The organism is Streptomyces fagopyri (assembly GCF_009498275.1).
Lineage (GTDB): Bacteria > Actinomycetota > Actinomycetes > Streptomycetales > Streptomycetaceae > Streptomyces > Streptomyces fagopyri.
The window spans coordinates 5,077,420-5,102,957 of record NZ_CP045643.1 but is presented as its reverse complement, the minus strand read 5'-3'; the positions used below and the strand labels follow the sequence as shown (position 1 = coordinate 5,102,957).

Genomic DNA, 25,538 nt, shown 5'->3' with positions numbered 1-25,538 from the left:
GCTCCCCGGACGGGTCACGCGCCCTCAGGACGCGCGGGCCACCAGTGCCGTCGCCACCGCCATCAACCCCTCGTCCCGGCCCGGGAACCCCAGCCCGTCCGTGGTGGCCCCGGACACCGACACCGGCGCCCCCACCGCCTCGGACAGAACCTTCTGCGCCTCGTCCCGCCGCTTCCCGATCTTCGGCCTGGGCCCGACCACCTGGACGGCGACGTTGCCGATGACGAAGCCGGCCGCCCGCACGATCCGCGCGGCCTCGGTCAGCAGGGTCACCCCGGACGCACCGGACCACTCGGGCCGTCCGGTGCCGAAGTGCGCGCCGAGGTCGCCGAGCCCGGCCGCGGAGAAGAGGGCGTTGCAGGCGGCGTGCGCGACCACGTCGGCGTCGGAGTGTCCGGCGAGACCGGGCCCCTCCCCTTCCCACAGCAGCCCCGCACACCACAGTTCCCGGCCGTCCTCGAAGGCGTGGATGTCGGTACCCACACCGACCTGCGGCAGCGACGGCGCGGCGGCGGCCGGCGTCCCGGCGGCAGCCGTCCCGGACACCTCAGAACCCATCGTTCGCCCTCCTGCGCGCGAGGACCGCCTCCGCGAGGACCAGGTCCAGGGGACGCGTCACCTTGAATGCCTCCTCGTGCCCCGGCACCACCACGACGCGCTCCCCGAGCCGCTCGACCATGCTCGCGTCGTCGGTCACGTCGTCGGTGACAGTGTCGTGGGCCCGTACGAGGGTGTCCCGGTCGAAGCCCTGCGGGGTCTGCACGGCCCGCAGCCGCGCCCGCTCGGGTGTGCCGACGACGGGCTCCGGCGTCCCCGGCACGCTCGCCGGTTCGACCTGCTTGACGGTGTCCGCGAGCGGCAGCGCCGGTACGACGGCGGGCGCGCCGTCCCGTACCGCCTCGATGACCGCGTCGACCGTGTCCACCGGCACCAGCGGCCTGGCCGCGTCGTGCACGAGGACGATGTCGATCCCGGGCGGCAGCGCGTCGAGGCCGTACTTCACGGATACCTGCCGGCTGTCACCGCCGGCGACGACCAGGAAGTCGGTGCGCTCGGGCAGCGCGTGCGCGTCGAGCAGGGTCTTGACCTCGGCCGTCCCGTCGGGCGGCGCCACGACGACGACCAGCGAGACGGCACGGGAGGCGGCCATCGCCCGCACCGCGTGGATGAGCATCGGCGTGCCGTTCAGCGCCCGGAGCGCCTTGGGGGCGCCCGGACCTAGGCGCACGCCCCTTCCGGCGGCCGGAATCACGGCCGCGACGGGGGTCCCGGACGGCGAAGGGCGCGAATCGTCAGACATCGGTTCCTGTCAGGTTTGTGTACTCGGCCTGCTTGGGTATGGCCCTGGCGTGCCTCCCGCTCGCGGCGCGTGGGGGAGCGCTCGGCGCGACGTCCTGACCGGACCCTTCCGTGACATCCGGTCGAGTCGGCCGTCCGGGCCCGGCACATAAGGTATCGGGGCATCAAGTTATCGGGGCGGGGACGTCGGGGAGACCCGGCTTCCCGAGAAGATGCGGGTACGAACATGCCGCAGCGCCCGGCGACAGCAATTCCCATTGCGTCATCGGGCACCGCGGCATTTCATTGCACAACTGCGCGGCCTTGTGCTTACGTCAAAACGACTACCGTCCGAACGACAGAAGAACCGGCCCATCGTCCGAACGACCACCGTCTGGGCGCTGTATGCGTCAGGACGCGAGAACCTCGTCGAGCAGAGCCTCGGCCTTGTCCTCGTTCGTGTTCTCCGCGAGGGCGAGTTCGCTCACCAGGATCTGCCTGGCCTTGGCGAGCATCCGCTTCTCACCTGCGGAGAGTCCGCGCTCGCGCTCACGACGCCACAGGTCACGCACGACTTCCGCGACCTTGATGACGTCGCCGGAGGCGAGCTTCTCCAGATTTGCCTTGTAACGACGCGACCAGTTCGTGGGCTCCTCGGCGTACGGCGCACGCAGCACCTCGAAGACCCGGTCCAGCCCGTCCTGACCGACCACATCACGCACGCCGACGAACTCCGCATTGTCCGCTGGCACACGTACCGTCAGGTCGCCCTGGGCGACCTTCAGCACCAAGTAGGTCTTGTCCACGCCTTTGATCTGGCGAGTTTCGATAGCCTCGATCAGCGCGGCCCCGTGATGGGGATAGACCACGGTGTCGCCAACCTTGAACGTCATGTGACAGGTACCCCTTCCGTGGCTATCCAGGGTAACACGGAAACTGCGTCTTCTGAATGGCGTTTTCGCAGGTCAGAGCATATCTCGGGGCTTGACAACCGCGACAGGAACGTGCTGCGAGGGGCGAGCGGAAGAGGGTATTCGCAGGTGGGAGCGGCTGTCCAGGGCAAGTGAAACGCGTACGGTACACACACCTGTAGACCCTGACCAGGGTCCGAACATCCCGGTTTGTCCTGCTCCAGTAGCTCGACTTCCGCTACTCCGTTCGGTTGCCGGAGTCGGGTACGAGACGAATCCGGAATTGATCACGCTCCTCACCGAACTGCCGATGATCCATTTTCCGGTCCGCCACGGATTCCATACCCGAAAATCCCGAGCGGATCTCATGGCCACTTATGTGAATGGCGGACGAGCGGACGGCCAAAGGGGCCGACGGGGCGGCTCCGAACGGCGCGCGGGACGGCGTACGGGCGGCGTGCGCGGACGGCGCGACGAGGCCCGGCCGGGGCTCGAGGGGGCGAAGGGGCGGGTCGGGTGCGGTGGCACGGGAACGGCTCGGTAACCTAAGGCCGCTGACAGACCCTTAGGGCGGCTTTACACAGGAGTCGCCCTGCTTCGCCCACGTTCAAGGAGTTGCCGCCGCCGTGAGCAGCAGCCTTCGACGCGGCGCCCTCGCCGCCGCCGCCATTGCGTTCTCGCTCGCCTCGCTCGCCGCGTGCGCTGCCGGTAACGACGCACAGACGCTGGAGGTCAAGCCGGACAACGCGGCGACCAGCGTCGGCGACATCAAGATCCAGAACGCCCTCGTCATCACCCAGCCCGACACGACGTCCACGGGCCCGGCGGTGATCTCCGCGACCCTGTTCAACAACGGCCGCACCGCACAGACCCTGGACTCCGTCAGCATCGCCGGCGCCACCGCCCAGATCACCCCCGCCGGGGGCAAGGGCAAGCTGACCGTCCCGGCCGGCGGCGCCGTCATCCTCGGCGGCAAGGGCAACGCCTCCGCGGCGCTGACCTCCCCGGGGACGGCCGTCAAGGACGGCAACGCGCAGAAGGTCACCTTCACCTTCAGCAAGACCGGTGCGGTGAACCTGCGCGCGTTCGTCGTCCCGGCCGCGAGCTACTTCACCAAGTGGGGTCCGAGCGACATCCCGGCGGCGCCCGGCGCGACGGCGACCGGCTCCGCGACCGGCGAGCCGGACGCTTCCGGCTCGCCGTCCGACTCCGTGCCGGGCGCGCCGTCGGACTCGGCCTCGTCCAGCGCGACCGCCACGGGGACGGCCACGGAGTCCGCTTCCGGCCAGTGACCGGCGTCCCGGCGCACGCCGGGACGGGCAGCACCGTACGACGCCTCCACGACGTCCGCACCACGCCGAAGGGCGGTACCCCCGGTCAGGGGTACCGCCCTTCGGCGTGGTCCGGCAGACGCGCGCGGCGGCCGGTGGAGGGCCGGCCCGCGGAGGGCCGGCGTGTCCCGTTCCCGGGCGCCGGATCTCCGGGCGCCCGTTCCCCGGAGGGCCGGTTTACGGCTCGAACTTGTAGCCGAGCCCCCGTACCGTCACCAGGTACCGCGGCGCGCCCGGGTCCGGCTCGATCTTCGCGCGCAGGCGCTTGACGTGGACGTCGAGGGTCTTGGTGTCACCGACGTAGTCGGCGCCCCAGACCCGGTCGATGAGCTGCATACGGGTCAGCACGCGGCCCGCGTTGCGCAGCAGCATCTCCAGGAGGTCGAACTCCTTGAGCGGCAGGTCGACCTTGGAACCGGAGACGGTGACCACGTGGCGGTCGACGTCCATCCGGACCGGACCGGCCTCCAGCGCGGCCGGGGTGACCTCCTCGGGCTCGCCCCGGCGGCGCAGGACGGCCCGGATACGGGCGACCAGTTCGCGGGACGAGAAGGGCTTGGTGACGTAGTCGTCGGCTCCTATTTCCAGCCCGACGACCTTGTCGATCTCGCTGTCCTTGGCGGTGACCATGATCACCGGAACGTTGGAGCGGCCGCGCAGCTGACGGCACACCTCCGTGCCGGGCAGCCCCGGCAGCATCAGGTCGAGGAGGACGAGGTCGGCGCCGTTGCGCTCGAACTCGTCGAGTCCGTCGGGCCCGGTGGTCGCGATGGCGACCTCGAAGCCCTCCTTGCGGAGCATGTACGACAGGGCGTCGGAGAAGGACTCCTCGTCCTCGACGACGAGCACTCGGGTCACGGAAGGACCTCCGGGGCAGGAAGCGGTTCATACGGGGATGAGACGGTGGTCGTCCCGTCGGGCTGCTCGGTCTCGTCGTCTTCGTCGAGTCCGGGCATGTGGTGATCGGTCACGCGGTCGCGGGCCGCACCCGCCTCCGGCAGCCTCAGGGTGAACGTGGAGCCCTGACCCTCGGAGCTCCACACCGTGACCTCCCCGCCGTGCGAGGCGGCCACGTGCTTGACGATCGCGAGGCCCAGGCCCGTACCGCCGGTCTGGCGGGAACGGGCCGGGTCGACGCGGTAGAAGCGCTCGAAGACGCGCTCCCGGTCCTTCTCGGAGATGCCGATGCCCTGATCGGTCACGGCGATCTCGATGAGGTCTCCGCCGGGCGCGGTCACCCGGCGCGCGGCTATGCCCACCCGGGTGCGGGCGGGCGAGTAGTTGACGGCGTTCTCGACGAGGTTGCCCAGGGCGGCGGCCAGCTGGCCGCGGTTTCCCCAGATGCTCAGCTCGGCGGTACCACCGGCGGCCATGGTGATCTGTTTGGTGCCGGCCTGGTGGCGGCACCGGTCGACGGCCTCGGCGACGAGTTCGCCGACCCGCACGGGCTCGGCGTCCTCCAGGGGGTCGTCGTTCTGCACTCTCGACAGGTCGATGAGCTCCTGCACGAGATTGGTGAGCCGGGTGGCTTCGATCTGCATGCGCCCGGCGAAACGCTCCACGGCCTCCGGGTCGTCCGAGGCGTCCATCACGGCCTCGGAGAGCAGGGAGAGCGCGCCGACGGGGGTCTTCAGCTCATGGCTCACGTTGGCGACGAAGTCGCGGCGTACGGCCTCGATGCGCCGCGCCTCGGTGAGGTCCTCGACCAGCAGCAGTACGAGTCGGGAGCCCAGCGGCGCGACGCGCGCGGAGACGGCCAGCGCCTCACCGCGCCCCGTGCCCCTTCTCGGCAGATCCAGTTCGACCTGGCGTATCTCGCCGTCCCGGCGGGTGTCACGCGCCATCTGCAGCATCGGCTCGACGGCGAGCTTGCCCCCGCGGACCAGCCCGAGGGCGTACGCGGCGGAGCTGGCCTTGACGACGGCGTCGGCCTCGTCGAGCACCACGGCGGAGGAGCGGAGCACGGAGAGAACCGTGTCGACACCTGGCGGAAGCACTGGGTCCGTGTGGAGGGAGGTGCGGGTGGGGCGTTTCTGGTCGCGCTCGCTCCAGCGGAACGCCAGCATGGCGATGACACCGGTGAGCACTCCGGCGATCGCTGCCGCTGCGGCGACCGCCGCGTTCACGTCCATGCCTCCAGGTTAGGCATGTCGTCACGCCAGGCCACAGCCATCCGAGTGCGACCTCGAACACTCGTCGCCCAGAGTTCACTCAGGAGCCAGGGGTGGTTCATTTGGGATGCCGGAAACGGACGCGTACGAGCCGGAACGTGGGAGCGTGGGGTTCACGGGGCCCGTCCGGCGGTCAGCAGACGCCCGGGGCCCGGCCCCAAGGCCCCCAAAAGGTGACGTAGGAGAGGGACAACACGATGCGTGACGCGTACCACGAGGAACTTGACTCGATCGGCGAGGGTCTGGTCGAGATGGCCCGGCTCGTCGGGTCGGCGATCGGACGCGCCACGACGGCCATCCTCGACGCCGACCTGAAGCTCGCCGAGAGCGTGATCGCGGCCGACCAGAAGGTCGACGATCTCCAGCACGAGCTGGAGGCCCGCGCGATAGCCCTGCTGGCCCGCCAGCAGCCGGTGGCGACGGACCTGCGCATCGTGGTCACGTCCCTGCGCATGTCGGCGGACCTGGAGCGCGCCGGCGACCTGGCCCAGCACGTCGCGAAGCTGGCCCGGCTGCGCTTCCCCGAGCGCGGGGTCCCGCACGACCTGCACGCCACGATCCTGGAGATGGGCCAGCTCGCCCAGCGCCTGATGGCCAAGGCCGCCGAGGTCGTCATCACCAAGGACGTCGACCTCGCGCTCCAGCTGGAGCAGGACGACGACGACATGGACCTCCTCCACCGCACGCTCTTCCAGCACCTCCTCGACGACCGCTGGAAGCACGGCATCGAGACGGCCGTCGACGTGACCCTGCTCGGCCGCTACTACGAGCGCTTCGCCGACCACGCGGTGTCGGTGGCCAAGCGCGTGGTGTACCTGGTGACGGGTGAGCACGCGGACGAGATCCAGGCGGACATCCACCCCGCGACGGGGGCGGAAGGGGTCTGAGAGCCCGGGCGGGGAGATCGGGACCCGGGCGGCGGGAACGGAGACCGGGCGCGAGGGGCCTGCTCCCGGGCTCCGGGGGCGCTCGTGAGCCTCAGTGCGCCGTTGATGCGCCCATCGGAACGGGCATGGAATAGGCGTAGGCACCCATGCCTCGATGCCTCACTGAGGCCCCGCTGAGGGAGGACCCCATGGCCGAATCCCCCGCCACGCCCGACCCGACCCAGGACCGGGACACCGAACAGCCCGCCGACATCAAAAGCCTCACCCTGTTCGGCGCCTGCGGCTGCGGCTCCGGCTGCGGGTGCGGCTGCCAGTCCGGCAACCCCTGCCAGTGCGGCTGACCGGACACCCCGGCCCGCCAGGGCGCGCGGATCCAGAAGGGCCCCGTCACCACGACGGGGCCCTTTCCCCGTTTCTCCGTGTCCTGACGAACATCCGTGGCCGCCGAGGCTCTCCCCCGGTCACCGGCGAGGTCCTCCCCTCGGTCACGGCCGGACTCTCCTCCCTGCCACGACGGGGCTTCACCCCCCGGTCACGGCGGGACCCTTCCTCCTGCCACCAGCGGGACCGCCTGCCCTGGACCGGTCGCGCGGCCGGGTGAAGGGGCGTCGAGCACCGGATCGTACCGAACGGTAAAATAAGGCGCGAAAGGCACCTCTCCGCGGCACAGGGGAGACGTTCCATGCGCAAGTTCCGTCCCAGCAGTCTGAGCGCGGCCGCGGGTCTGGCCGCCGTCCTCCTCTGTACCGCCCCAGCGGTCTCGGCCCGCGCGTCGGCCTCCGACACCGGCCCCCGCATTCGCCAGCACACGGAAATCATCCAGCTGGTGGCCAAGCAGACCCGTTCCGAGAACGTCGACGTGGGCAAGAAGGGGCTCAGCCCGGGAGACGGGATCGTCATCGCCGAGGACCTGTACCGCGACGGCAAGAAGATCGGCGACCACAGTGTCGTGTGCACGTACATCCTGACCAAGCCGGGCGAACTCCAGTGTCTCGGCACCTTCGCCCTGCCCCAGGGGCAGATCACCTCACAGGCCCTGCTGCACCTGCCGGCCGCCGCCTCGGTCGACATCGCCGTCACGGGCGGTACGGGCGACTACCGCTCGGCCCGGGGCTTCGTGCACACCGTCCCCGCGGGCACTCACACCGTCCCGGCGGCCGTGACGGAACGGCGGCTCACCTTCCACATCATCGTGGACGACCAGCAGGAGGGCTAGCGACCATGTCCGGCCCGCCCGACGCCCCAAAACCCCACCGGCCGTACGACCTCACCGGCCGGACCGTCGTGGTGATCGGCGGCAGCGCGGGCATCGGACTCGAGACCGCCCGCCGGGTACGCGCGGACGGCGGTCAGGTGATCCTGGTGGGCCGGGACCCCGAGCGGCTGCGGCAGGCGGCACGGGCACTCGAACCGCTCGACACGGCCGCGTTCGACGCCGGCGACACCGAGCGGCTGAAGCGGTTCTTCGACGGCCTTCCCGGACCGGTCGACCACGTGATGGTCACCGCCGGCGGCCCGTTCTACATGCCCTTGGCGGACATGGACCCCGCGGTGGCCGGTCGCCACATGGGCGAGCGGCTCGCCATGACGCTCGGGGTCGGCGTCCACAGCCGGGGCAAGGTCCGGGCCGGAGGCACCCTGTTGTTCGTCGGCGGCACCGGCGGCCGGCGGCCCGGCATCGGCATGTCCGTCGCCTCGACCCTCACCGCGGCGCTGCCCGCCCTCGTCGCCAACCTGGCACTCGAACTGGCGCCGGTCCGGGTCAACCTCATCGCCGCCGGATTCGTCGACACACCCCTGTCGGCCACGCTCCTCGACGACCGACTGGAGGCCCGGCGTGCGGAGTTGCGGGCCACACTGCCCATCCGGCGGGTCGTCGGCCCGGCCGACGTGGCCGCCCTCGCCGTACACATCATGGGCAATGACGCGCTGACCGGCGGCACGTACGACATCGACGGCGGCCAGCAACTTGTGGCGCGCTGAGGACACTTGGCCAACTCGTGGTGAGCTGCCAACTAGTGGTGAGCTGCCGACACTTGGCGGACGGCGGACGCAGAGGACGCGGTCGGACGAACGACGGGACGCTCGGCGGCCTCGCCTCGGGGCTGCCTCGCCCCGGGCCGCCTGACGTCCGGGCCACTTGACGGACGCTTGATCGATGGACTCCCGGGAGCTCGGATCAGCCCCGGCCGCCCGTCCAGTTTCAGATCAGCCCCGGTCGCCCGTCCAGCTGGGGAAACAGCGCCCCCGGCCCCTCGGACAGCGCCGCCTGGGCCTGCCTGCTGGCTTCGTCGGCGAGCACCTCGTACAGTCCGGCCTCGACACCGTCGAGCGCCGCACGGGCCACCGCGACCGGATCGGCCTTCGGACCCGCCACGCTCGCGGCCATGTCCGTCGCCATGTAACTGACGTGCAGGGCGGTGACCTGCGTGCCCTGTTCCGCGAGAGCCAGCCGCAAGGAGTTGGTCACCGACCACTCGGCGGCCTTGGCGGCGGCGTAACCGGCGCTGGCCGTGACCGACAGCCAGGACAGCACGGACAGCACGTTGACGATCGCGCCGCCCCCGTTGCGTCCGAGGGCGGGGGCGAAGGCCCTGCACATGGCGAGGGTGCCGAGAACGTGCGTCTCGAACTCGGTGCGGAACGAGTCCAGACCGGCCGTCAGCACGTCGGCCCGGGTCGTCGAACCCGCGTTGTTGACCAGCAGCGTCACGTCCTGGGCCAGCTCGGCCGCCGCGCGCACGGATTCCGGGTCGGTGATGTCCACGGCGACCGGCACCACCCCGGGCACCGTGACCTTCCCGGGATCGCGGGCTCCCGCGTAGACCTTGGCCGCTCCGGCGGCGACCAGCTCCCGCGCGAAGTGCTCACCGAGCCCGCGGTTCGCTCCGGTGACGAAGGCGATCGACTCCTGGATCCTCATGGGGGCACCTCACGGCGTGGGTTGCGGGGCCGAGACCGACGCCGCGACCAGGCACGACAGCGCGACGCCACCCCCTCTTCGAACGTATACCGCCCCGCCTGCCGTCACCACCCGAAGCCGAGGGGCCCGGCTTGAGTAGACGTACTCATGACGCGCGCCGCGGCCCGGAGGATGATCGCGGACATGACACTGATCAGGACGACGGGGGTCCGGCTCGCGACGGTACCGATGGTGGTGCCGGCCGTACTGGCCGTGCTCGCGGTGGGGTGCGGGACGCATCGGCCGGGGGACGACGCCGGTGCGGGCACACCGTCACGGGCCGCGGCGACACCGAGCGCGCCGGTGGACTTCCGGTGCCCCGGCGAGAGCCCCACACCGACACCGTCGGAGGTCCGGAGCTCCGCACCGGCCACGCCGCCCACCGACCACTACGCCGAGAACCACGGCTTCATGGTGCCCTTCCCGCTGCACGGCCGGCAGCGGTGCGAGGGGCTCGCTGCCATCGCGCGGATCAAGGGCGCGCTCGAACCTCTGCGAGAGCGGGCCGACTTCACGCCGAACAGCACCCTCGACGCGCTCACCGGCCTCGGCTATCCCGCCGAGAAGATCCGGTCGTACCAGGACGGCCCCACCGGGATCGGATTCCTCATCGACACCTACCCGCTGTGCGTGGAGGGCACGATGGGCCGCGACGGCACCCAGGCGGACGCCTTCGGCGGCTATCCCGACCACGCCGCCTGCGACCGGCCGAGCGGCGGCCACTGACCCCGGCCGCCGCCCGTGCCCCGGCAGGTCGCCTAGGTCAACGGGGGTGGTGAGCAGCGCGGCGGGAGCGTGACCGTGCCGGGCTTGTGCTCGAACGTGTCCATCACGAGCCACTCGTCCAGCGCGGGGTCGTAGAGATTCTGGATGCCGAACTGCAGCACCTGCCAGAACGTGCCCCGATCCTTCTGGTCGACGTAGATGTCGCCCAGCGCGAGGGGCACCCGCAGGAATTTCCCCGGCGGCAGCTTCGGCAGGACGACCCCGACCCGCCAGTGGTTCACATACCGGTCCGGTTTCCGCTGGAGGATCTCCCGGCCCACGAACCGCGCGCCTCGGAACGCCTGGTTCAACCGGTCGAGGTCGAAGCCCGGGATCTGTGAGCACGGATGGTCGGTCAGGCCGGGCCACTTGTAGGTCAGCGTGTACAGGCTGCCGTGGTGGATCAGGTTGGTGAACCAGATCGGGTACTGCGGGCCGCCCGCGATCATCTGGCTGTCGCCGCCGCGCCCCTCCCAGGTGAACGGGACCGTGACGCCCAGGTCCCGGACGATCCATCTGCCCTTCCCGCGAAAGTCCCGCGGGAGACGAGGGGGGCGCGGCGCGGGCGAGCCGGCCCGTTCCTCCGCCACGGTCGCGTTCGACGGCGCGGCCCCGGTCCGTGTTCCGGCATGGGCCGGCGGCAGCGTCGCCGGGACGACGCCGATCGCTCCCGCGAGAGCCGCCGAGGCTGCCGCCCGACGTGTGCGTGTCCAGCCCATGGGTCTCCCTCTGCTGTCGTGTCAGGTGCCGTCGTGTCAGGTGCCGTCGTGTCAGGTGCCGTGGCGTCGGATGCCGTGGCGTCGGATGCCGTGGCGCGGGGTTCGAACACCGGACGGGGTTCGAACGCCTGGATGCCACTCGTGCGCCCTTCTCAGGGACAAGAGCGCACCAAGTGGAACATTCCCTATCAGAAAGCGGCGGAATTAACGGTCCGGCGGGCCGCACACCCCGGTCCGACCCCCGCACTTTCCTCTTTACGGCCCTTCACGACTCTTTACGGCCCTTCGCGGCGGCCGATCGGACCGGGTCGCCGACGAGACACTTCAACGCGTCCCGCTCAAATCCGCACTCGCTCCATCCAGTTGGATTGTCACACTTTCGAGACCTTTGGAGCCGTGTGACCATCCATCGACGGTGGGTAATCCTCGCTACCTCGGATGCGTGACCGCTTGGGGGGACCGATGAACGAGAACGGATTCACGAACCTGCCCGGCTGGAGAGGCGGCGACGCCAACGCCGCGTATCTCGACAAGAGCCTGCTGCACAGACCGGTGGAGACCGACCTCGACGACTCGGTCGGCTGGCGGCTGCTTCTCCAACTGTTCGTCTACGCCGTCCTCGCCTCGTTCCTGGCGTTCCTGCCGCTCCTCTTCTTCGGGCTCATCCTCCTGGTCGCGGGGAGCGGCGGCGGATTCGCGGCCATGATCGTGCTGGCGTACGTCGCCTCGGGCGTCGCCTTCTGGGTGGTTCTGCTCGGGGTGCGTCTGGTCGAACCGATCGCCGAATGGCGGGTCCTGCTGGCCGACCGGAGCGGATCCCTCGACTCGGCGTACATCTCCATCGCGGGTACGCTCGCGCACCGCCTCATCCCCGTCACCCGCGCCGAACGCGTCATCGCCACCGGGCTGGGCCGGGATCAGGTCCGCAGTCGCCTGGTGCTCTCGGAGGGCAAGTGCCAGGTCTACGTCTCGGTCTTCTCGTACGGTACGAGCCTCTACCTGGGGTGGCAGATGTGGCGCTCGCGCCGCGGGTACGCCCTGATCGGCGGGTTCGTGTCGGACCTGATCGCGTCGGTCATGGGCCGTCTGGGACCCGAGCGGATCATGATGCGCACCGAGGGCGTGCGGGCCATGCGGGAGGCGGTGCACGCGGCGTGCCGGGAGGGGCTCGCGACCGCGGTGGACCAGCTCGTGGTGCCCGTCACCTACGCCTTCCCCCAAGGACTGCCTCCGGTGCAGGCCGACCCCGCGAAGTCCGCGCCGATACCGGGCCTCAACCCCACGCCCGGCTGGGGCCAGCCCGCGGGTGGCACCCAGGCCGGCGGCACCCAGACGGGCGGTGCGCAACCCCGGCCGTGAGGCACCCCGGTCGCCGGCTCGCCCCGCCGCGCGCGACGCGAGCCGGCGACCGGTCGTGGGGGGGCGGGAGGGCCCGGGAGGAACGACGGGGCCTCTACAGGCGGAACTGACGGCACGGGGACGGCCGTTGGGACCAGGGGAGGGAAGAGCAGATGGCCGAAGCCGCTCCGGAGGGCGCGCGGGGCGTTCTGCTGCGCGGTGCCCCCGGCGGGGAGAGCTGGGCCTACATCGCCTTCTCGCTGAGTCCCGTCCCCCTGCCCGGGGGCCTCTACCCGGAGTTCTCCGAGGCCCGGCGCCGAGCCGACCGCGTCGCCGCCGAGCGGACCTGGCTGGCGGCCCTGTGGACGGATCGCACCACCGCCCGCTGGGACCTGCGGTTCATCAGCGATCCGGCGAGCGGACGGATCGAAACCGTCGTCATCGCCCAGTTGTACGGCGCCGACCCGGCAGCCGCGGTCCGGGCCGCGCGGGACGCGCTTCCCACGCTCGCGCGGTTGCCCGCGCACGTGACGGGAGTCCGGATCGAAGACACCGCGGAGATCGCGCGTGTGCTCGCCCCGTTCGTACCGGGGTGGGGCGCGATCGCCGAGATCCGCAAACGCATCACCTGCCGGACCCTGACCCGCCTCTGGGGAGCCGAACGCATCGCGACCGCGGTCTCCCGGTTCGACGCCCGTGACCCGTCCTGGGAGCGGATCTGGTCCCAACTGGCCGCGGAACCGCGACGGACGGTGGTCAGCGTGTGCCTGGAACCGTGCTCCGCCCCGGCCGGACTCGCCGAGAGCCTGACGATGAGAGCGCAGGCGTTCGGGACACTCGCCGCGCCGGGACCACCCGACCCCTTGTACGGCGGTCCCGTGCCGGGCGACCCCTTCGCCCGGGAGGCGCACGCTCTGTACGACGCGGCCTCGCGGCGCTACACCGGGCGGCTGCACCGGGCGCGGATCTCGGTCGCCGTCGAGGGCGAGGCCCCGGTGTCCGACGTCCTGACCGGCCTCATCGGCCACACCGTGGCGCCGGCGGGCTCCGGGGCGGTCGCCGTCCGCCCGGGGAGCGGTGAGGAACACCAGGTGGCCTGCGGCAACCTGCTGGGCGTCAACCGGGACTGGCAGCGCGAGGCGTACTGGCAGGAGGTCCCCGCGTTCCTGCGGGCACCGTCCCGGGGACAACTGTGGCTGAGCGATCCGGGCACGGTGACGGCGCTCGCCGATCTCGTGGACGCCGACGAGGCGGCCGCCGTCTTCCGCCTGCCCCACGAGGAGCCCGGCGATCCCGAACTCTTCGCGCTCAGCCGGCGACAGCCGGACACCCGCCCCGACGGAGCATCCGCCGGAGACGCCGGCACTGGGCCCGGCACCGGCACCGGCACGGGTGCCGGCACCGGTTGGGCCGACTGGGCCGACCTGGGCCCCGGCGGCTGACCGCCGCATCCCGCTCCCGCACCTGCTTCTGTTTCCGCTCCCGCACCCGCACCCACACCCACACCCGCACTCACTCCCGCACCGATCCGACCGACGAACAGGAGCCACCGGACATGCCCGAAGCACCCGCGTCCCAGGCGCCGGAGAACGCGCTCACCTTCACCTTCCCGGGAGCGCAGGCTCGGGCCGACGCCCTGAACCGGAACCTGGCGGAGTGGATCAACGCCACGGACCAGCTGGGCGGCAGGGCGAACCTGCGCACCTCGCCGCCCGCCCCCGGTGAACAGGGCGATGTCGCCGTCGCCGTGGACATCATCAACGCCTCCGCCGCGGTGGTCGCCGCGGTCACCAACGCGTTCTTCCTCTGGCTGCAGCAACGGCGTCCGTCCTACCGGCGGATCGAGTTCGAGGCGGTGCGACCGGACGGCACCCGGGTCAGTGGCACGGTCGACGACGAGGCCCAACTGCCCGCGGTCATGGCCCAGCTCTCCGCGTTCGCCGTCGCCCCGCCCGGAGCGGATGGATGACCTGGGCCGCGTGGCGCCCCGCCCCCGCCGCCTCGTACGCGCTGCTCGTCGGCACCGGTCTGCACGTCCGCCCCAGCGCCCTGTCCCGCATGCCCCAGGCCGGGGCCTCGGTCCGGGCGCTCGGGGCCGCCCTCAGCGGCGACCGGGGGGTGTTCGACGCGCGGCGGACCACGGTGGTCCCGGAGCCCGCCGACACCCGTCAGGTGCTGGACCCCCTGGGCCGCATGGTCCGGGAACCGGACGCCGACCTGCTGCTCTTCGTCTACTGCGGGCACGGGCTGCTCGGCCGGGACGACCGTCTGTGCCTGGCGCTCACCCCCTCCGGTCAGAACGGCGCGGGGGGCGATCCGAACCCGTCCCTGCCGTTCACCGAGGTCGCCAGTCTGCTGCGGGAGTCGCCCGCGAGGCACAAGGTCGCGATTCTCGACTGCTGCTTCTCCGGCCGCGCCCTCGGTCCCGACGGCCACGGCATCCACCTGCTCACCGCGTGCGGCCGTACCCAGAAGGCCCTGTTCCCGCCCGGGGGAACGCATACCGGCTTCACCGGGGAACTGCTCAGGATCCTCGACGAGGGCATACCCGACGGGCCCCGCCATCTCGGTCTCTCCGCCCTCTACGACCGGCTGGCGGTGGTCCTGCCGACCACCCCGGCACCCCGGACGGGAATCTTCCCCGCCGGATATCCCGCGCCCCACCAGCAGACGGTCGACGGCTCGGGTCACATCGCACTGGCGGTCAACCCGGCCCACGGCACCCGGCGGACGCCGGCGGGACTGCGTGCCCGGGGCGCCTTCGCCCAGCGCCTCAAGAATCTCACCGAGCCCTCACCCGGCACCCCCGTCCCCGACCCGGCGGTACTCGCGCAACTGGTCCACGTCCTGGCCGGCCTCGCCCGGGACGCCTCCGAAGTCCTGGGCCCGCTGGACGACTTCAGTATCGACGTCCGCCGCAACCACGCCGTCACGACCGGTGCCGCCGGCTCCCCCGGACAGGCCGCGGCGCTGCTGTCCGCCCTGGTCGACGCCGTCCGCGCGACGGCGCCCGGCCACCGGGCCCTTCCCGGAACGGAGCGTGCCCTGGCCCACTGGAGCCGGGAGCTCTCCCGCGGCGGGCCCACGGGAGCGTGACCGCGGCCGGCGTCTACCCATCGATCCTGCCCCGGATCCCTTCGGCGATGCTTGGCCCCAGCGCCGAGGGGGCCGCCCGGCGACAGGTGGCGACACAGCCGAGATTTCATCCATACACAGTTGATCATTCACCCATGTGCGCGTTCTGATGCCGATCATGTCGACGCACCCGCCCTCGCCGTGGGGCGATTCCGCTGATCCTTACGGGCAGCCGCACCAGGACCCGTACGGGCAGCCGCACCCCGGCCCGCGCGGGCAGCCCCAGAATCAGCCGTACGAAATGCCGTACGACCGGCAGGACCAGGTTCCGCACGGACAGCCGTACCCGGATCCGCACGGACAGCCGTACCCGGGTCCTGGTCCTGAGCGACCTCCGTACGGGTGGCCCGAGGGCCAGTCGTACGAAACGGGGCAGTCGTACCCGAGTCCGAACGGGCGATCGGGCCAAGCGCCGTACGGGCAGCCCTACGCGCATCCGCGCAGGCAGCCGGAGCGACCGCTGCGGCCCGACCCGTACGCCGAACTGGGCCGGCTCGACGAGCAGCACGCGCCGTACGAGCGACCTCGTCGACCCGACCCCTACGCCGAACTCGGACACCTCGACGGGGACTACGCGTCATCTCCCCACACCCCGACGGCGGCCCCGGCCCACCCGGCCGCCCCTGATCCGGCCCCCGAGAAGCCGCGCCGCCGAAGACGCCTGCTCGGGTGTCTGGGCGCGGTCGCCGTCCTGGTCGTCGGTGCCGTGGGCGTGGTCGCCTACATCGGCATGACCACGGTCACCGAGGCGGGCCAGTACAAACTGGCTCCGCCGGAAAGCTTCCAGGGGCTTTCGTCGGACCCGTCCAACGCGCTGGCCAAGGATCTCGCGAAGAGCAACGACGAGATCGCCAAGGAGGGCGCCACTCCCGCGCAGGCGGCGTACTCCACCCACCTCGGCGACCGCATGCCACAGATGGTCGTGATGGGCGGGTACGGCAAAATCCTCGCCCCCGGCACCGAGGTGGCGTCCGCGTGGGCCGCGTTCGACCGGAGCGGCGGTGCCGTCAAGGACAAGACGGACGAGCCCAGCGGACAACTCGGCGGCACGACCCAGTGCGCTGTCACCACCGCGGGGCCCGCCCAGATGCCCGTCTGCATCTGGGCCGACCACAGCACCATCGCGATCGTCCTCTTCACCGGACAGACGAGCCGGACCGTACCCCACCCCGACTTCGCGGCACTCGACCAGCGACTGCTCGCCCTGCGCGCCGCCTCCGAAGTGAAGAAATAGCCGGCGGGACACCGCGGTCGGTCCAGACGTCGAGCAGCCCGAGGGGCCGTTCTGTCAGCCGCGCCTCCGCCGGCCGGCGATCTCCGATCCCGCTGACCCGCGGAGGCAGACTAAGCCCACGGCTCCGAAGGGACGGGAGGGCGACGATGACAGGCGAGTACTTCCTACTGGTGTGTGACGACATCCCCCATGACGTCGTGCTCACCGACCCCGGCGTCCAGGTGCTGGACGTCGCTCAGGTCGTACGACGGCTGACCGGGCTGAGTCTCTGGCGCAGCAAGGTCCTGGCAACGCGGGTACCCGCGACAATTCTCGACGGCATACCTGAAGAAGCCGCCGAGGCGGCAGTCACGGCCCTGCGCGCTGCGGGAGCACAGGCGGAGGCGAGGGAGCAGCCGGAGCCGGACTTCCTGAGGTGAGCCGGAGTCCCTGGCCGGCGGAGTGCGCGCCCCAACTGACTCGTTTTCGAGCGGTCATCGGCCGTCGTTGCCTGTCAGCGTTGGCCGCCCTGGGAGGACCCGGAGAGGGCCCGGATCGCCTTGCTAGTACCGCCACTCATCCAGCAGGAAGGCCACGAATATGAACACCGGAATCGCGAAGCCGACGGCCAACCCGGCAAGGGCTCCCCATATGGTCAGTCTCACACTGTTTCTCGCGTAGTCATCGCTCTTCGACATGCCCGCACTTCCGCACGTCGGTTCTGTCGGACGCAGGAGAGAGCATCAAGGCAGTCGGTGAGCACCTGGGGCACTCCGATCCGGGGCTGACGCCGAAGGTGTACGCACACCTCATGCCGAGCAGCCTGGCCCGGGCCCGGGCCCGGAAGACCCTCCGGCCGCAAGATCACACCGACTGAGGTTCCAGGGAGGTTCCACAGCATGAAAACGCCTCCGATCTGCGCAGTTAACGCAGGTCGGAGGCGCGATCACGGAACCTACTTCTTCTTGCCCTGGGTCTTGCCGGAGATCTTGGTGACCTGCTGCTTCCCTGCTCAGGGGCGGTGGGCTCGTGCGCCTGGTGGTCGTCGTTGGTCGTCCTCGGCCGCTGTTGAGCAACCTCGGACGGCCCAGAGACGGCCCAGCTTCAGCCCGCTCGACCGAGAGTCGGCACCTTCGACACGCCCCGTCGGAACCTCAGCGCGATCGTCATGCAGGCTGCTCGTTTTGTGGGGACGGGGGGTCAGGAAGGCTTGACCGCCGAGACCGGGGTGACGGTCACCTTGTTGTCGCACTCGGCCCACCACCCGTCGTTCAGGGCGACCTGGTGCTTCCCGGAGTGCGGCAGCCCGATGACCATCGTCGGATACACCGCCGGGGTCTTGCCCGACACGCAGTAGCCGTCGCCCTCCCCCTGGACCTGGACGAAGGTCAGCTTCACCCACGCCTTGCCGTGCGGCCGGACCGTCACGGTGGCCGCCCTGCCGGTGGGGGTGACCTTGAGCGGGGTGTTGTGGGCGGGGGAGCCGTTGCCGGCGCCCGCGACCGTCGGATGGCCCTTCAGGACGCACGTCTTCCGGGAGACGTTGGTGAACTGCACGACCGCCGCCCCGGTCCCGGTCCCGACGGGCGGGTGGGCGGCCTGCCGGGCGCTGACCTGGAGGGCGGAGGCGGGGCAGGCGGGCGGCGGGGCCGAGGTGGTGGTGCTCGCCGCCATGGCGGTGCCGGGCAGGATGCCGGTCGCCGCCAAGGCGACGGCCGTGACCGCCGTCGTCGCCAGAGCCGCCCTGCGAATGCCGTTGCTGTGCCGCATGCTGTCGTCCCCCTGAGTCGCCTCGTCCGCGGGTTTCGGTCGTCGGTTGTTGTCCCGCGGTACGCGTGGTCGTGGTACGTGAGTGCAGACAGGGCGGGAGAGCGGCAGGGTTCCGTGCGGCGACTGCTTGTGACGGAACGGTGACGACAGGCTGCACCCGTGCAGATGGCCGTTGCTGACACACCGAAGGCAACACGCCCTGGAAACAAGGGCGATGCGGCCACTCGATGTGCACCCGTCACGCTCTCAGCTTGGGAAGCTGCGGGCATTCGGGGCCGGTTCGGGCGCTGACCTGGGCGAACAGCGCGTCTGCGGCCTCGTTGGAATGGGCCGCGTTCACCTTGGTTCCCCGCTGTTCCCTGCTGGATCTGGTGCGGTTGTGGTGCGAGCTCCCGGGCGTGGCTTTCTGGCAGCCATCAGTCCCAGCCCAACGATGATGACGGTCGGCGCGAGGCTCAACACTTCGGACAGGGCCACGATCGGGAACGGGGCGCTTAGAGCTCGGGGGAGCTTGCCCAGTGCTGCGACACCGAAGACGAGGGGAAGCCAGACTCGGAAGAGGCGGAAGCGAAAGGCGTCTGCTCCGCGGCGTACCCGTTCTTGTTCCATGAAGCGCCAATACATGGCCGCGACGATGAAGAGGGCGCCGATGCCCACGATGCCTCAGGTCAGTGCTGCCACGATTCCCCCACCACGCCGTATGCGCCACGCTGCTGATCGCAGGTGCTCTGCCCGATGCTCACACGGGGTGCCGCGGGTACGAGAGCAGTGTGCACGCTTTCCAACTGTGGTGGTGGGGCCTGGGGCTTCGAGCGGGGCCGTTCACCTGCGTTCATGGACGTTCAGCCGTGAGAGCGGCCACCAGCTTCGGTCTCGTCTGAACGACCGTGAACGGCGCTGAATGAGACGGAAACTGAGACGGCAGGAGACTGCTCCGACCGGGTGACATGCAGCCTGTTTGACCTAGGTGGCGACCCGGGCTCCCCTACGGTGCGTTTCGCTCTTGCATCCTCAGTTCACCAAGGAGTCGACGCAGCATGGCGACACCGCCAGGTCAGCAGCCTGCCCAGCCGTACGGGCAGCCGACGATCATCATCAACAACAGCAGTTCCGCCGCGGCATCTTCCGCATCGTTCGTTGGCGGGGCGAGTCTGAGGCGTCGGCGTCAGTCGTTGTGGGTCCACTTCTGGCTGTTCATGTTCACCGCGGGTATCGGCAATGTCCTCTACGGGATGCACGTGAGCCGCTGGAACCGGGATCGAGGCCTCTGAGCACCAGCAGAGGGGCTTAGAGGGCCCTCTGCCCGACTGTCCGCATTCGGGCCCTGGCCTGGGCAATCACTCGCCCGACGACGGCTTGCCACCCGACTTCGACAGGTATTCCACACGGCCCGGATTTGGCTGCTGCGCGCTGATGCCGTCCGGGCCCGTTGATGTCAGCGTGGGATGTCAGCGGAAAAGTACAGGAAATGGGACAGACCGTCAGGGCACGTCCGGTTGGTCAGCCGAACGCCACGGTCAGCCCGTGACCAAACGCCTGATCTTCACCGGGCCCAACGGCGGCCACATCTGGCGTACCTCACTGAATGAGGACCACTGGAAGCCCGCTCTAGCGTCCGTGGGCGTCATCCCGAAGGCCAAGAGCGGGAGCACACCGCCGCGCGCGAGCACGGCATGCACGCCCTGAGGCACTTCTACGCGTCAGTGCTGCTGGACGCGGGCGAGAGCATCAAGGCCTTCAGCGAGTACCTCGGGCACTCCGACCCGGGACTCACGCTGAAGGTGTACGCGCACCTCATGCCGAGCAGCCGGGACCGAGCCCGGAAGGCTCTCGGGCAAGCTCTCCGGCCGCAAAACCACACAGGCTGAGATTCCAAAGAGATTCCACAGCAGGAAGCATCTTCCGCCCGCGCCGTACGCGCCGGCGGGAGGGGGGCCGCCATTCCTACTTCTTCCCATGCTGCCATTAGCCCAGCCACTAACAGTATCCAATTCACCGAATTTTAGCATACGAAATAAACGCTTGAGTCCAATCATCGACCTTTGACCAGGCAATTGCTTTCAGGATCTGCTCAGCGGTTAGTTCACTCGCGATAGTGCGACTATCTTCAAGCCCCCCACGATCACCGAGTTCTGCCGTTTTCAGAGCGCCCCCCAGCGCCTTGACCTTGTCAACAGGGCCACCTATCCCGTGATAACACATCGCGGAATAGTTCTTTGCCGACAAGGGGGGAATCTCTCCGTCCGGTACAATTCTTTCGAGGATTTCCCTGGCCCCCTCATAGTCATCGACCGCCCCCTTCATGTCTGCCAACTGCGCTGCCGCGACACCCAAGCCAGAAATCGATGCTTCCTCTAGCAGCCGGGTTCCCTTTTCTTCAGATTCCGGGACCCCCTCTCCATGCAGACACATGTTGGCCAGATTGTATTTCGCAAATGGGTCACCCGCTTCCGCCGCCTCACGAAAAAGGGCTGCCGACATCTCAAGATCCTTTTCGACACCCAGACCTAGGGCCAACATGTGACCTAGACCTCGCTGAGCGGATGGGATTCTGGCGTCAGCCGCAAGCTTTAGGTACCGATACGCTTTCGGGTAGTCCTTTTCGATTTCCAGGGACGCCGCTCCTACCATCTCCTGGAAATACGGGTTCCCGGAATCAGCAAGCTCCCGAATCTGAGGGAGCATCATATTCAACACATCAACCTCCTCTTCCTGGATGGCCGAAAAGGCCTTTCCAAGAAGTTCTTGCAATTCGCCTTCAATCATCGCCACCTCATCTCATCGCATTCGGGCACTCCGGCCCGGGTCTGACCCTCAGGGTCACGTACGCCTCATGCCCGGCGGTTGGGAGCGTGCTCGTAAGGCTCTAGGCCGGGCTCTCCGACCGCTGGATGAGGAGGGTGCAGGGCCCAGAGTGGTCCCAGCGCACGAAAATGCCTCCCACCCGCGCCGTATGCGCAGGTGGGAGGCATGATCAGAAAACCTACTTCTTCTTGCCCTGGTTCTTGACCGCCTCGATCGCCGCCGCGGCAGCGTCCGCGTCGAGGTACGTGCCGCCCGGGTTGAGGGGCTTGAAGTCGGCGTCCAGTTCGTAGGAGAGCGGGATGCCGGTGGGGATGTTCAGGCCCGCGATGTCGGCGTCGGAGATGCCGTCGAGGTGCTTGACGAGGGCGCGCAGCGAGTTGCCGTGGGCCGCGACCAGGACCGTACGGCCGGTCAGCAGGTCGGGGACGATGGCGTCGAACCAGTACGGCAGCATGCGTACGACGACGTCCTTGAGGCACTCCGTCTGCGGGCGCAGCTCCGGCGGGAGCGTCGCGTAGCGCGGGTCGTCGAACTGCGAGTACTCGGCGTCGCGGGCGAGCGGCGGCGGCGGGGTGTCGTACGAACGGCGCCACAGCATGAACTGGTCCTCGCCGAACTCGGCGAGGGTCTGGGCCTTGTCCTTGCCCTGGAGCGCGCCGTAGTGCCGCTCGTTCAGGCGCCAGGAGCGGTGGACCGGGATCCAGTGGCGGTCCGCGGCCTCCAGCGCGAGCTGGGCGGTGCGGATCGCGCGCTTCTGGAGCGAGGTGTGGACCACGTCGGGCAGCAGGCCGGCGTCCTTGAGCAGCTCACCGCCGCGGACTGCCTCCTTCTCGCCCTTCTCGTTGAGATTGACGTCCACCCAACCGGTGAACAGGTTCTTCGCGTTCCATTCACTCTCGCCGTGGCGGAGGAGGATCAGCTTGTACGGTGCGTCGGCCATGCCGTCGAGCGTAATGGAACGGGTTGACGGGCCGCTCCCCCGGTCGGCAGACGGACACCGACGCTCAGGCGAACGTCCGCCGGTTGACGGCATCTGTTAATCGAGTGGCCCTCCCCGGCCGGACTCTCGTAAGTTGTGACCACCGCCCGAGCCGCTTACGCGCCTGTCTGACCTGGGGTCCGCCATGCCACTAGTCGTGATGAGACGTGCCGTCCGAGAGACCGTCTCAGGGCTCCCCCGTGAGTTCTGGTGGCTGTGGACGAGCACCCTGATCAACCGGCTCGGGGCCTTCGTGGCCACCTTCATGGCGCTGTACCTGACGCTGGACCGCGGCTACTCCGCCTCGTACGCGGGCCTGGTCGCGTCCCTGCACGGCCTCGGCGGGGTCGTCTCCTCGCTCGGCGCGGGGGTGATGACCGACCGGTTCGGGCGGCGGCCCACCCTTCTCATCGCGCAGTCGTCGACGGCGGTCTCCGTCGCGCTGCTCGGCTTCATGCACGACCCGGTGAGCATCGCCGCCGTCGCCTTCCTCGTCGGCATGGCCAGCAACGCCTCCCGGCCCGCCGTGCAGGCGATGATGGCCGACATCGTGCGGCCCGAGGACCGGGTCCGGGCGTTCTCCCTCAACTACTGGGCGATCAACCTCGGGTTCGCGGTCTCCTCGATGGCCGCCGGGTTCATCGCCGAGTTCAGCTACCTCGCGGGCTTCCTCATCGAGGCCGGGATGACGCTGGGCTGCGCGCTGGTCGTGTTCGCGAAGCTGCCGGAGTCCCGGCCGGTGCGCACCGCCAAGGAGGCCGCGGTCGAGGCCGGTCTCGGCGCCGTGCTGCGCGACCGGCGCTTCATGAGCGTCGTCGGACTGTCCTTCCTGGTCAGCCTGGTCTTCCAGCAGGGGTCCGTGGGGCTCCCGGTCGCGATGGGCGAGGCCGGGTTCACCCCGGCCGACTACGGCCTGGCGATCGCTGTGAACGGTGTCCTCATCGTGGCCCTGCAGATCCCGGTCACCCGCTTCATCCAGCACCGGGATCCACGGCGGCTGCTGGTGATCTCGTCGCTCCTCGCCGGGTACGGGTTCGGGCTCACCGCCTTCGCCGGATCGGTCGGCGTCTTCGCGCTCACCGTGTGCGTGTGGACCCTGGCGGAGATCGTCAACGCGCCCACGCAGACGGGGCTGGTCATGCTGCTCTCCCCCACGCACGGCCGCGGCCGGTACCAGGGCATGTACACCCTCTCCTGGTCGCTCGCCGCGCTCGTCGCGCCCCTGATGTCCGGCGTCGTCATCGACCGGCTCGGCGCGGAGTGGCTGTGGGGGCTGTGCGCGATGGTCGGCACGGCCGCGGGGCTCGGCTACGCGATGCTGATGAGCCGTCTCCCGGCGGAGGAGCCCGCCCCGCAGACACCGCCCCTGCGGGTGCCGGCCACACAAGCACCCGCCGCACAGGTGTCCGCCGCACAAGCGCCCGCCGTGCAGGTGCCGGCCGCACCAGCGACCCGCACGCAGGCGGCAGCCGTACAAGCGCCCGGCGCACAGGCACCCGCGGTGGAGACGCCCATGGCGAAGGCACCGACTGTGAAGGCGCCCGCGCTGCAGGCAGGACCGGCTGCCGGAGAGACCCCGGTGGAGGCCTAGCCGGTGGAGGCATAGCCGACGGCGGACGGTCGCCGGCGACGGACAGTCGCCGGATCAGGTGATGGCGCCTGCCCCGACAGGCCGGGCGACGGCGGTGACAGGCCTCCAGCGGTGGCGGGATCCCGGACCGACACGGCGGCGCCCGGCGCGCGCCGTGCGGCCCGACGCGTCCCGGGTCACCACCCGGCGCACGACCGGCCGCCCGGTCTCAGGGATGCATCCGCGCCCCCTTGAACACCTTGTCCACCCCGTTCCGCGGCCCGTACACCGCGAGCCCGACCAGGTCCAGTTCGGCGGTCGGCACGGCCCGTACGGCCGCCCGGTTGTCCCGGTCGTTGCCCGTGACGAACAGGTCGGACGTGAAGACCGCCCGCGGGAGCGCCCGGACCAGCGCGCGGCCGTGCGCGGCGGTCAGCGTCTCCTTGCCGCCCTCGAAGATCATGACCGGCTGGCGGAACATCGGCAGATACGGGACACCGTCCGCGTCGGCATACGTCTCGCCGACCACCTCGGGGACGGTCGCGCCGAGGCCGCTGACCAGGAAGGCGGTCACGTTGAGCCGCTGCCAGGGCTCCAGGTCGTCCCTCAGCAGCACGGCGATCTTGGTGTCGAAACGGAGGGGCTCGTTGTCCGGTGTGCTCATGCCTCGAGACTGCCGACCGCCGTACGACGTCGTCTTGTACGTTGTTTGCATGGCGGCCCAGCGGGAGATCTCCGCGTGGCGCCCGCGGATCCCGGGCGTCGTGGAGGTCTTCCACGCCCACTACACCGAGTACGCGTACCCGATGCACGTCCATGACGCGTGGACGCTGCTGATCGTCGACGACGGCGCCGTGCGCTACGACCTCGACCGGCACGAGCACGGCACCCCGCACGACACGGTCTCGCTGCTGCCGCCGCACGTCCCCCACAACGGTTCCCCGGTCACCGAGGACGGATTCCGCAAACGCGTCCTGTATCTCGACCTGAGCCGTCTCGACGAGAGTCTCATCGGCCCGGCGGTGGACGGTCCCGACCTGCGCGACCCCCTGCTGCGCCGACGCGTCGGGCAGTTGCACACCGCCCTCGCGCACCCCGGTGACGAGCTGGAGGCGGAGAGCAGGCTGACGCTGGTGGCCGAGCGGTTGCGCGGCCATCTGCGGCCGCGCTTCGCCGAGGAGACGCGTTCCGAACCCTCGCTCGCCGACCGGCTGCGCGAGCTGCTGGACGCGCGCCTCGTCGAGGGCGTTTCCCTCGACGAGGCCGCCCGGCTCCTGCACGCCCATCCCGCCCACCTCGTACGGGCGTTCAGCGGCGCGTTCGGGATCGCGCCGCACCAGTACCTGATGTCGCGGCGCGTCGACCGCGCCCGCCGGCTGCTCCTGGACGGCGGCAGACCGGCCGAGGTGGCCACCACGACCGGTTTCTACGACCAGTCCCACCTCACCCGCCAGTTCAAGCGGCTGGTCGGAGTCGCCCCGGGGCGCTACCGCGGCGGGGCCCGGCGGGACCCACCGACCCGATGAGCGCCAGCGGCACGGCGGGCCCGAAAGGTCCCGCAGGTCCCGCAGATCTCACGGTTCCCGTAGATCTCACAGGTCCTGCAGGGTCCGAAAGGTCCCGCAGATCTCACGGTTCCCGTAGATCTCACAGGTCCCGCAGGTCCCACCGGCGCGGCATGTCCCACCGGCGCGACAGGGCCGA

Annotated in this window: 26 protein-coding genes and 2 pseudogenes; 17 read left to right on the top strand and 11 right to left on the bottom strand. The window is 70.2% G+C overall.

What is annotated here, in order from left to right; translation table 11 throughout:
• Window positions 1-24 precede the first annotated feature (24 nt).
• The 3 genes from ispF to GFH48_RS22000 form a co-directional block, all read right to left on the bottom strand.
• Entirely contained in the window at window positions 25-558 is a 534-nt protein-coding gene (ispF, locus tag GFH48_RS22010) for a 2-C-methyl-D-erythritol 2,4-cyclodiphosphate synthase (RefSeq protein WP_153289893.1), read from the bottom strand.
• Window positions 548-1,300 carry a 2-C-methyl-D-erythritol 4-phosphate cytidylyltransferase gene (gene ispD / locus GFH48_RS22005; RefSeq protein ID WP_153289892.1) on the bottom strand — a complete coding sequence of 251 codons (753 nt, stop codon included), beginning with the start codon at window positions 1,298-1,300 and terminating at the stop codon, window positions 548-550. The genes ispF and ispD overlap by 11 nt, the downstream gene beginning before the upstream one ends.
• 388 nt (window positions 1,301-1,688) lie before the next feature.
• Window positions 1,689-2,171: a CarD family transcriptional regulator gene (locus GFH48_RS22000; protein WP_003953493.1), complete on the bottom strand. Its 483-nt coding sequence runs from the start codon at window positions 2,169-2,171 to the stop codon at window positions 1,689-1,691.
• Between the two features lie 644 nt (window positions 2,172-2,815).
• On the opposite strand from GFH48_RS22000, the gene GFH48_RS21990 reads away from it, so the two are divergent.
• Window positions 2,816-3,481 (top strand): copper chaperone PCu(A)C, encoded by a 666-nt coding sequence (locus GFH48_RS21990; protein ID WP_153289891.1) that lies wholly within the window; start codon window positions 2,816-2,818, stop codon window positions 3,479-3,481.
• 216 nt (window positions 3,482-3,697) lie between these two features.
• On the opposite strand, the gene GFH48_RS21985 is transcribed toward GFH48_RS21990, so the two are convergent.
• Window positions 3,698-4,378 (bottom strand): response regulator transcription factor, encoded by a 681-nt coding sequence (locus tag GFH48_RS21985; protein ID WP_009340348.1) that lies wholly within the window; start codon window positions 4,376-4,378, stop codon window positions 3,698-3,700.
• Window positions 4,375-5,652, bottom strand: a complete 1,278-nt coding sequence (locus GFH48_RS21980; RefSeq protein WP_153289890.1) for a sensor histidine kinase — start codon at window positions 5,650-5,652, stop codon at window positions 4,375-4,377. Before GFH48_RS21980 ends, GFH48_RS21985 begins: the two co-directional genes overlap by 4 nt.
• 236 nt (window positions 5,653-5,888) lie before the next feature.
• On the opposite strand from GFH48_RS21980, the gene phoU reads away from it, so the two are divergent.
• The 4 genes from phoU (at window position 5,889) to GFH48_RS21965 (ending at window position 8,561) form a co-directional block, all read left to right on the top strand.
• Entirely contained in the window at window positions 5,889-6,578 is a 690-nt protein-coding gene (gene phoU / locus GFH48_RS21975) for a phosphate signaling complex protein PhoU (protein ID WP_153289889.1), read from the top strand.
• Window positions 6,579-6,766: 188 nt separating this feature from the next.
• Window positions 6,767-6,919, top strand: coding sequence for a hypothetical protein (locus GFH48_RS38625; RefSeq protein WP_194280640.1), 153 nt, complete (start codon window positions 6,767-6,769; stop codon window positions 6,917-6,919).
• 341 nt (window positions 6,920-7,260) lie between these two features.
• A complete protein-coding gene (locus GFH48_RS21970; RefSeq protein ID WP_153289888.1) occupies window positions 7,261-7,794 on the top strand; it encodes an allene oxide cyclase barrel-like domain-containing protein in 534 nt (177 codons plus the stop codon).
• 5 nt (window positions 7,795-7,799) lie between these two features.
• The gene (locus GFH48_RS21965; protein ID WP_153289887.1) at window positions 7,800-8,561 is read left to right on the top strand and encodes an SDR family oxidoreductase; all 762 of its coding nucleotides are present in this window, start codon (window positions 7,800-7,802) and stop codon (window positions 8,559-8,561) included.
• A gap of 220 nt (window positions 8,562-8,781) precedes the next feature.
• On the opposite strand, the gene GFH48_RS21960 is transcribed toward GFH48_RS21965, so the two are convergent.
• Window positions 8,782-9,501 carry an SDR family oxidoreductase gene (locus tag GFH48_RS21960; RefSeq protein WP_153289886.1) on the bottom strand — a complete coding sequence of 240 codons (720 nt, stop codon included), beginning with the start codon at window positions 9,499-9,501 and terminating at the stop codon, window positions 8,782-8,784.
• 183 nt (window positions 9,502-9,684) lie between these two features.
• On the opposite strand from GFH48_RS21960, the gene GFH48_RS39275 reads away from it, so the two are divergent.
• Window positions 9,685-10,266: a hypothetical protein gene (locus tag GFH48_RS39275; protein WP_228120816.1), complete on the top strand. Its 582-nt coding sequence runs from the start codon at window positions 9,685-9,687 to the stop codon at window positions 10,264-10,266.
• 32 nt (window positions 10,267-10,298) lie between these two features.
• Here GFH48_RS39275 and GFH48_RS21950 read toward each other — a convergent pair whose 3' ends face one another.
• Window positions 10,299-11,024: a hypothetical protein gene (locus GFH48_RS21950; RefSeq protein WP_153289885.1), complete on the bottom strand. Its 726-nt coding sequence runs from the start codon at window positions 11,022-11,024 to the stop codon at window positions 10,299-10,301.
• Between the two features lie 462 nt (window positions 11,025-11,486).
• Here GFH48_RS21950 and GFH48_RS21945 point away from each other — a divergent pair, with 462 nt between their 5' ends.
• The 7 genes and pseudogenes from GFH48_RS21945 to GFH48_RS39265 all read left to right on the top strand — a co-directional run.
• Window positions 11,487-12,383, top strand: coding sequence for a hypothetical protein (locus tag GFH48_RS21945; RefSeq protein WP_153289884.1), 897 nt, complete (start codon window positions 11,487-11,489; stop codon window positions 12,381-12,383).
• A 152-nt stretch (window positions 12,384-12,535) separates the two neighbouring features.
• A complete protein-coding gene (locus GFH48_RS21940) occupies window positions 12,536-13,804 on the top strand; it encodes a hypothetical protein (protein ID WP_153289883.1) in 1,269 nt (422 codons plus the stop codon).
• 113 nt (window positions 13,805-13,917) lie between these two features.
• Entirely contained in the window at window positions 13,918-14,331 is a 414-nt protein-coding gene (locus tag GFH48_RS21935; RefSeq protein ID WP_153289882.1) for an effector-associated constant component EACC1, read from the top strand.
• Complete coding sequence (locus GFH48_RS21930; protein WP_153289881.1) at window positions 14,328-15,458, top strand: caspase, EACC1-associated type; 1,131 nt, start codon at window positions 14,328-14,330, stop codon at window positions 15,456-15,458. Before GFH48_RS21935 ends, GFH48_RS21930 begins: the two co-directional genes overlap by 4 nt.
• A 157-nt stretch (window positions 15,459-15,615) precedes the next feature.
• Window positions 15,616-16,731 carry a chromosomal replication initiator protein DnaA gene (locus GFH48_RS21925; protein ID WP_153289880.1) on the top strand — a complete coding sequence of 372 codons (1,116 nt, stop codon included), beginning with the start codon at window positions 15,616-15,618 and terminating at the stop codon, window positions 16,729-16,731.
• A gap of 146 nt (window positions 16,732-16,877) precedes the next feature.
• Window positions 16,878-17,150, top strand: coding sequence for a ribosomal protein L7/L12 (locus GFH48_RS21920; protein WP_153289879.1), 273 nt, complete (start codon window positions 16,878-16,880; stop codon window positions 17,148-17,150).
• A gap of 263 nt (window positions 17,151-17,413) precedes the next feature.
• Window positions 17,414-17,587: pseudogene (locus GFH48_RS39265) on the top strand (site-specific integrase); the annotation flags it as partial.
• 323 nt (window positions 17,588-17,910) lie between these two features.
• Here GFH48_RS39265 and GFH48_RS21910 read toward each other — a convergent pair.
• Window positions 17,911-18,480: a DUF4232 domain-containing protein gene (locus GFH48_RS21910; protein ID WP_153289878.1), complete on the bottom strand. Its 570-nt coding sequence runs from the start codon at window positions 18,478-18,480 to the stop codon at window positions 17,911-17,913.
• Window positions 18,481-19,517: 1,037 nt separating this feature from the next.
• On the opposite strand from GFH48_RS21910, the gene GFH48_RS21905 reads away from it, so the two are divergent.
• Window positions 19,518-19,751 carry a hypothetical protein gene (locus GFH48_RS21905; protein WP_153289877.1) on the top strand — a complete coding sequence of 78 codons (234 nt, stop codon included), beginning with the start codon at window positions 19,518-19,520 and terminating at the stop codon, window positions 19,749-19,751.
• 244 nt (window positions 19,752-19,995) lie between these two features.
• Window positions 19,996-20,348, top strand: a pseudogene (locus tag GFH48_RS21900) (site-specific integrase); the annotation flags it as partial.
• Between the two features lie 124 nt (window positions 20,349-20,472).
• Here GFH48_RS21900 and GFH48_RS21895 read toward each other — a convergent pair.
• Both GFH48_RS21895 and GFH48_RS21890 read right to left on the bottom strand, forming a co-directional pair.
• Entirely contained in the window at window positions 20,473-21,246 is a 774-nt protein-coding gene (locus GFH48_RS21895) for a tetratricopeptide repeat protein (protein ID WP_228121372.1), read from the bottom strand.
• Between the two features lie 217 nt (window positions 21,247-21,463).
• Window positions 21,464-22,225 (bottom strand): phosphoglyceromutase, encoded by a 762-nt coding sequence (locus GFH48_RS21890; protein ID WP_153289875.1) that lies wholly within the window; start codon window positions 22,223-22,225, stop codon window positions 21,464-21,466.
• 184 nt (window positions 22,226-22,409) lie between these two features.
• Between GFH48_RS21890 and GFH48_RS21885 the strand changes: the two genes are divergently transcribed.
• Entirely contained in the window at window positions 22,410-23,855 is a 1,446-nt protein-coding gene (locus GFH48_RS21885) for an MDR family MFS transporter (protein ID WP_194280639.1), read from the top strand.
• A 208-nt stretch (window positions 23,856-24,063) separates the two neighbouring features.
• On the opposite strand, the gene GFH48_RS21880 is transcribed toward GFH48_RS21885, so the two are convergent.
• A complete protein-coding gene (locus tag GFH48_RS21880) occupies window positions 24,064-24,549 on the bottom strand; it encodes a DUF2000 domain-containing protein (protein WP_153289873.1) in 486 nt (161 codons plus the stop codon).
• Between GFH48_RS21880 and GFH48_RS21875 the strand changes: the two genes are divergently transcribed.
• Window positions 24,548-25,360, top strand: a complete 813-nt coding sequence (locus GFH48_RS21875; RefSeq protein ID WP_153289872.1) for a helix-turn-helix domain-containing protein — start codon at window positions 24,548-24,550, stop codon at window positions 25,358-25,360. The two genes, GFH48_RS21880 and GFH48_RS21875, sit on opposite strands and share 2 nt — an antisense overlap.
• Window positions 25,361-25,538 lie beyond the last annotated feature (178 nt).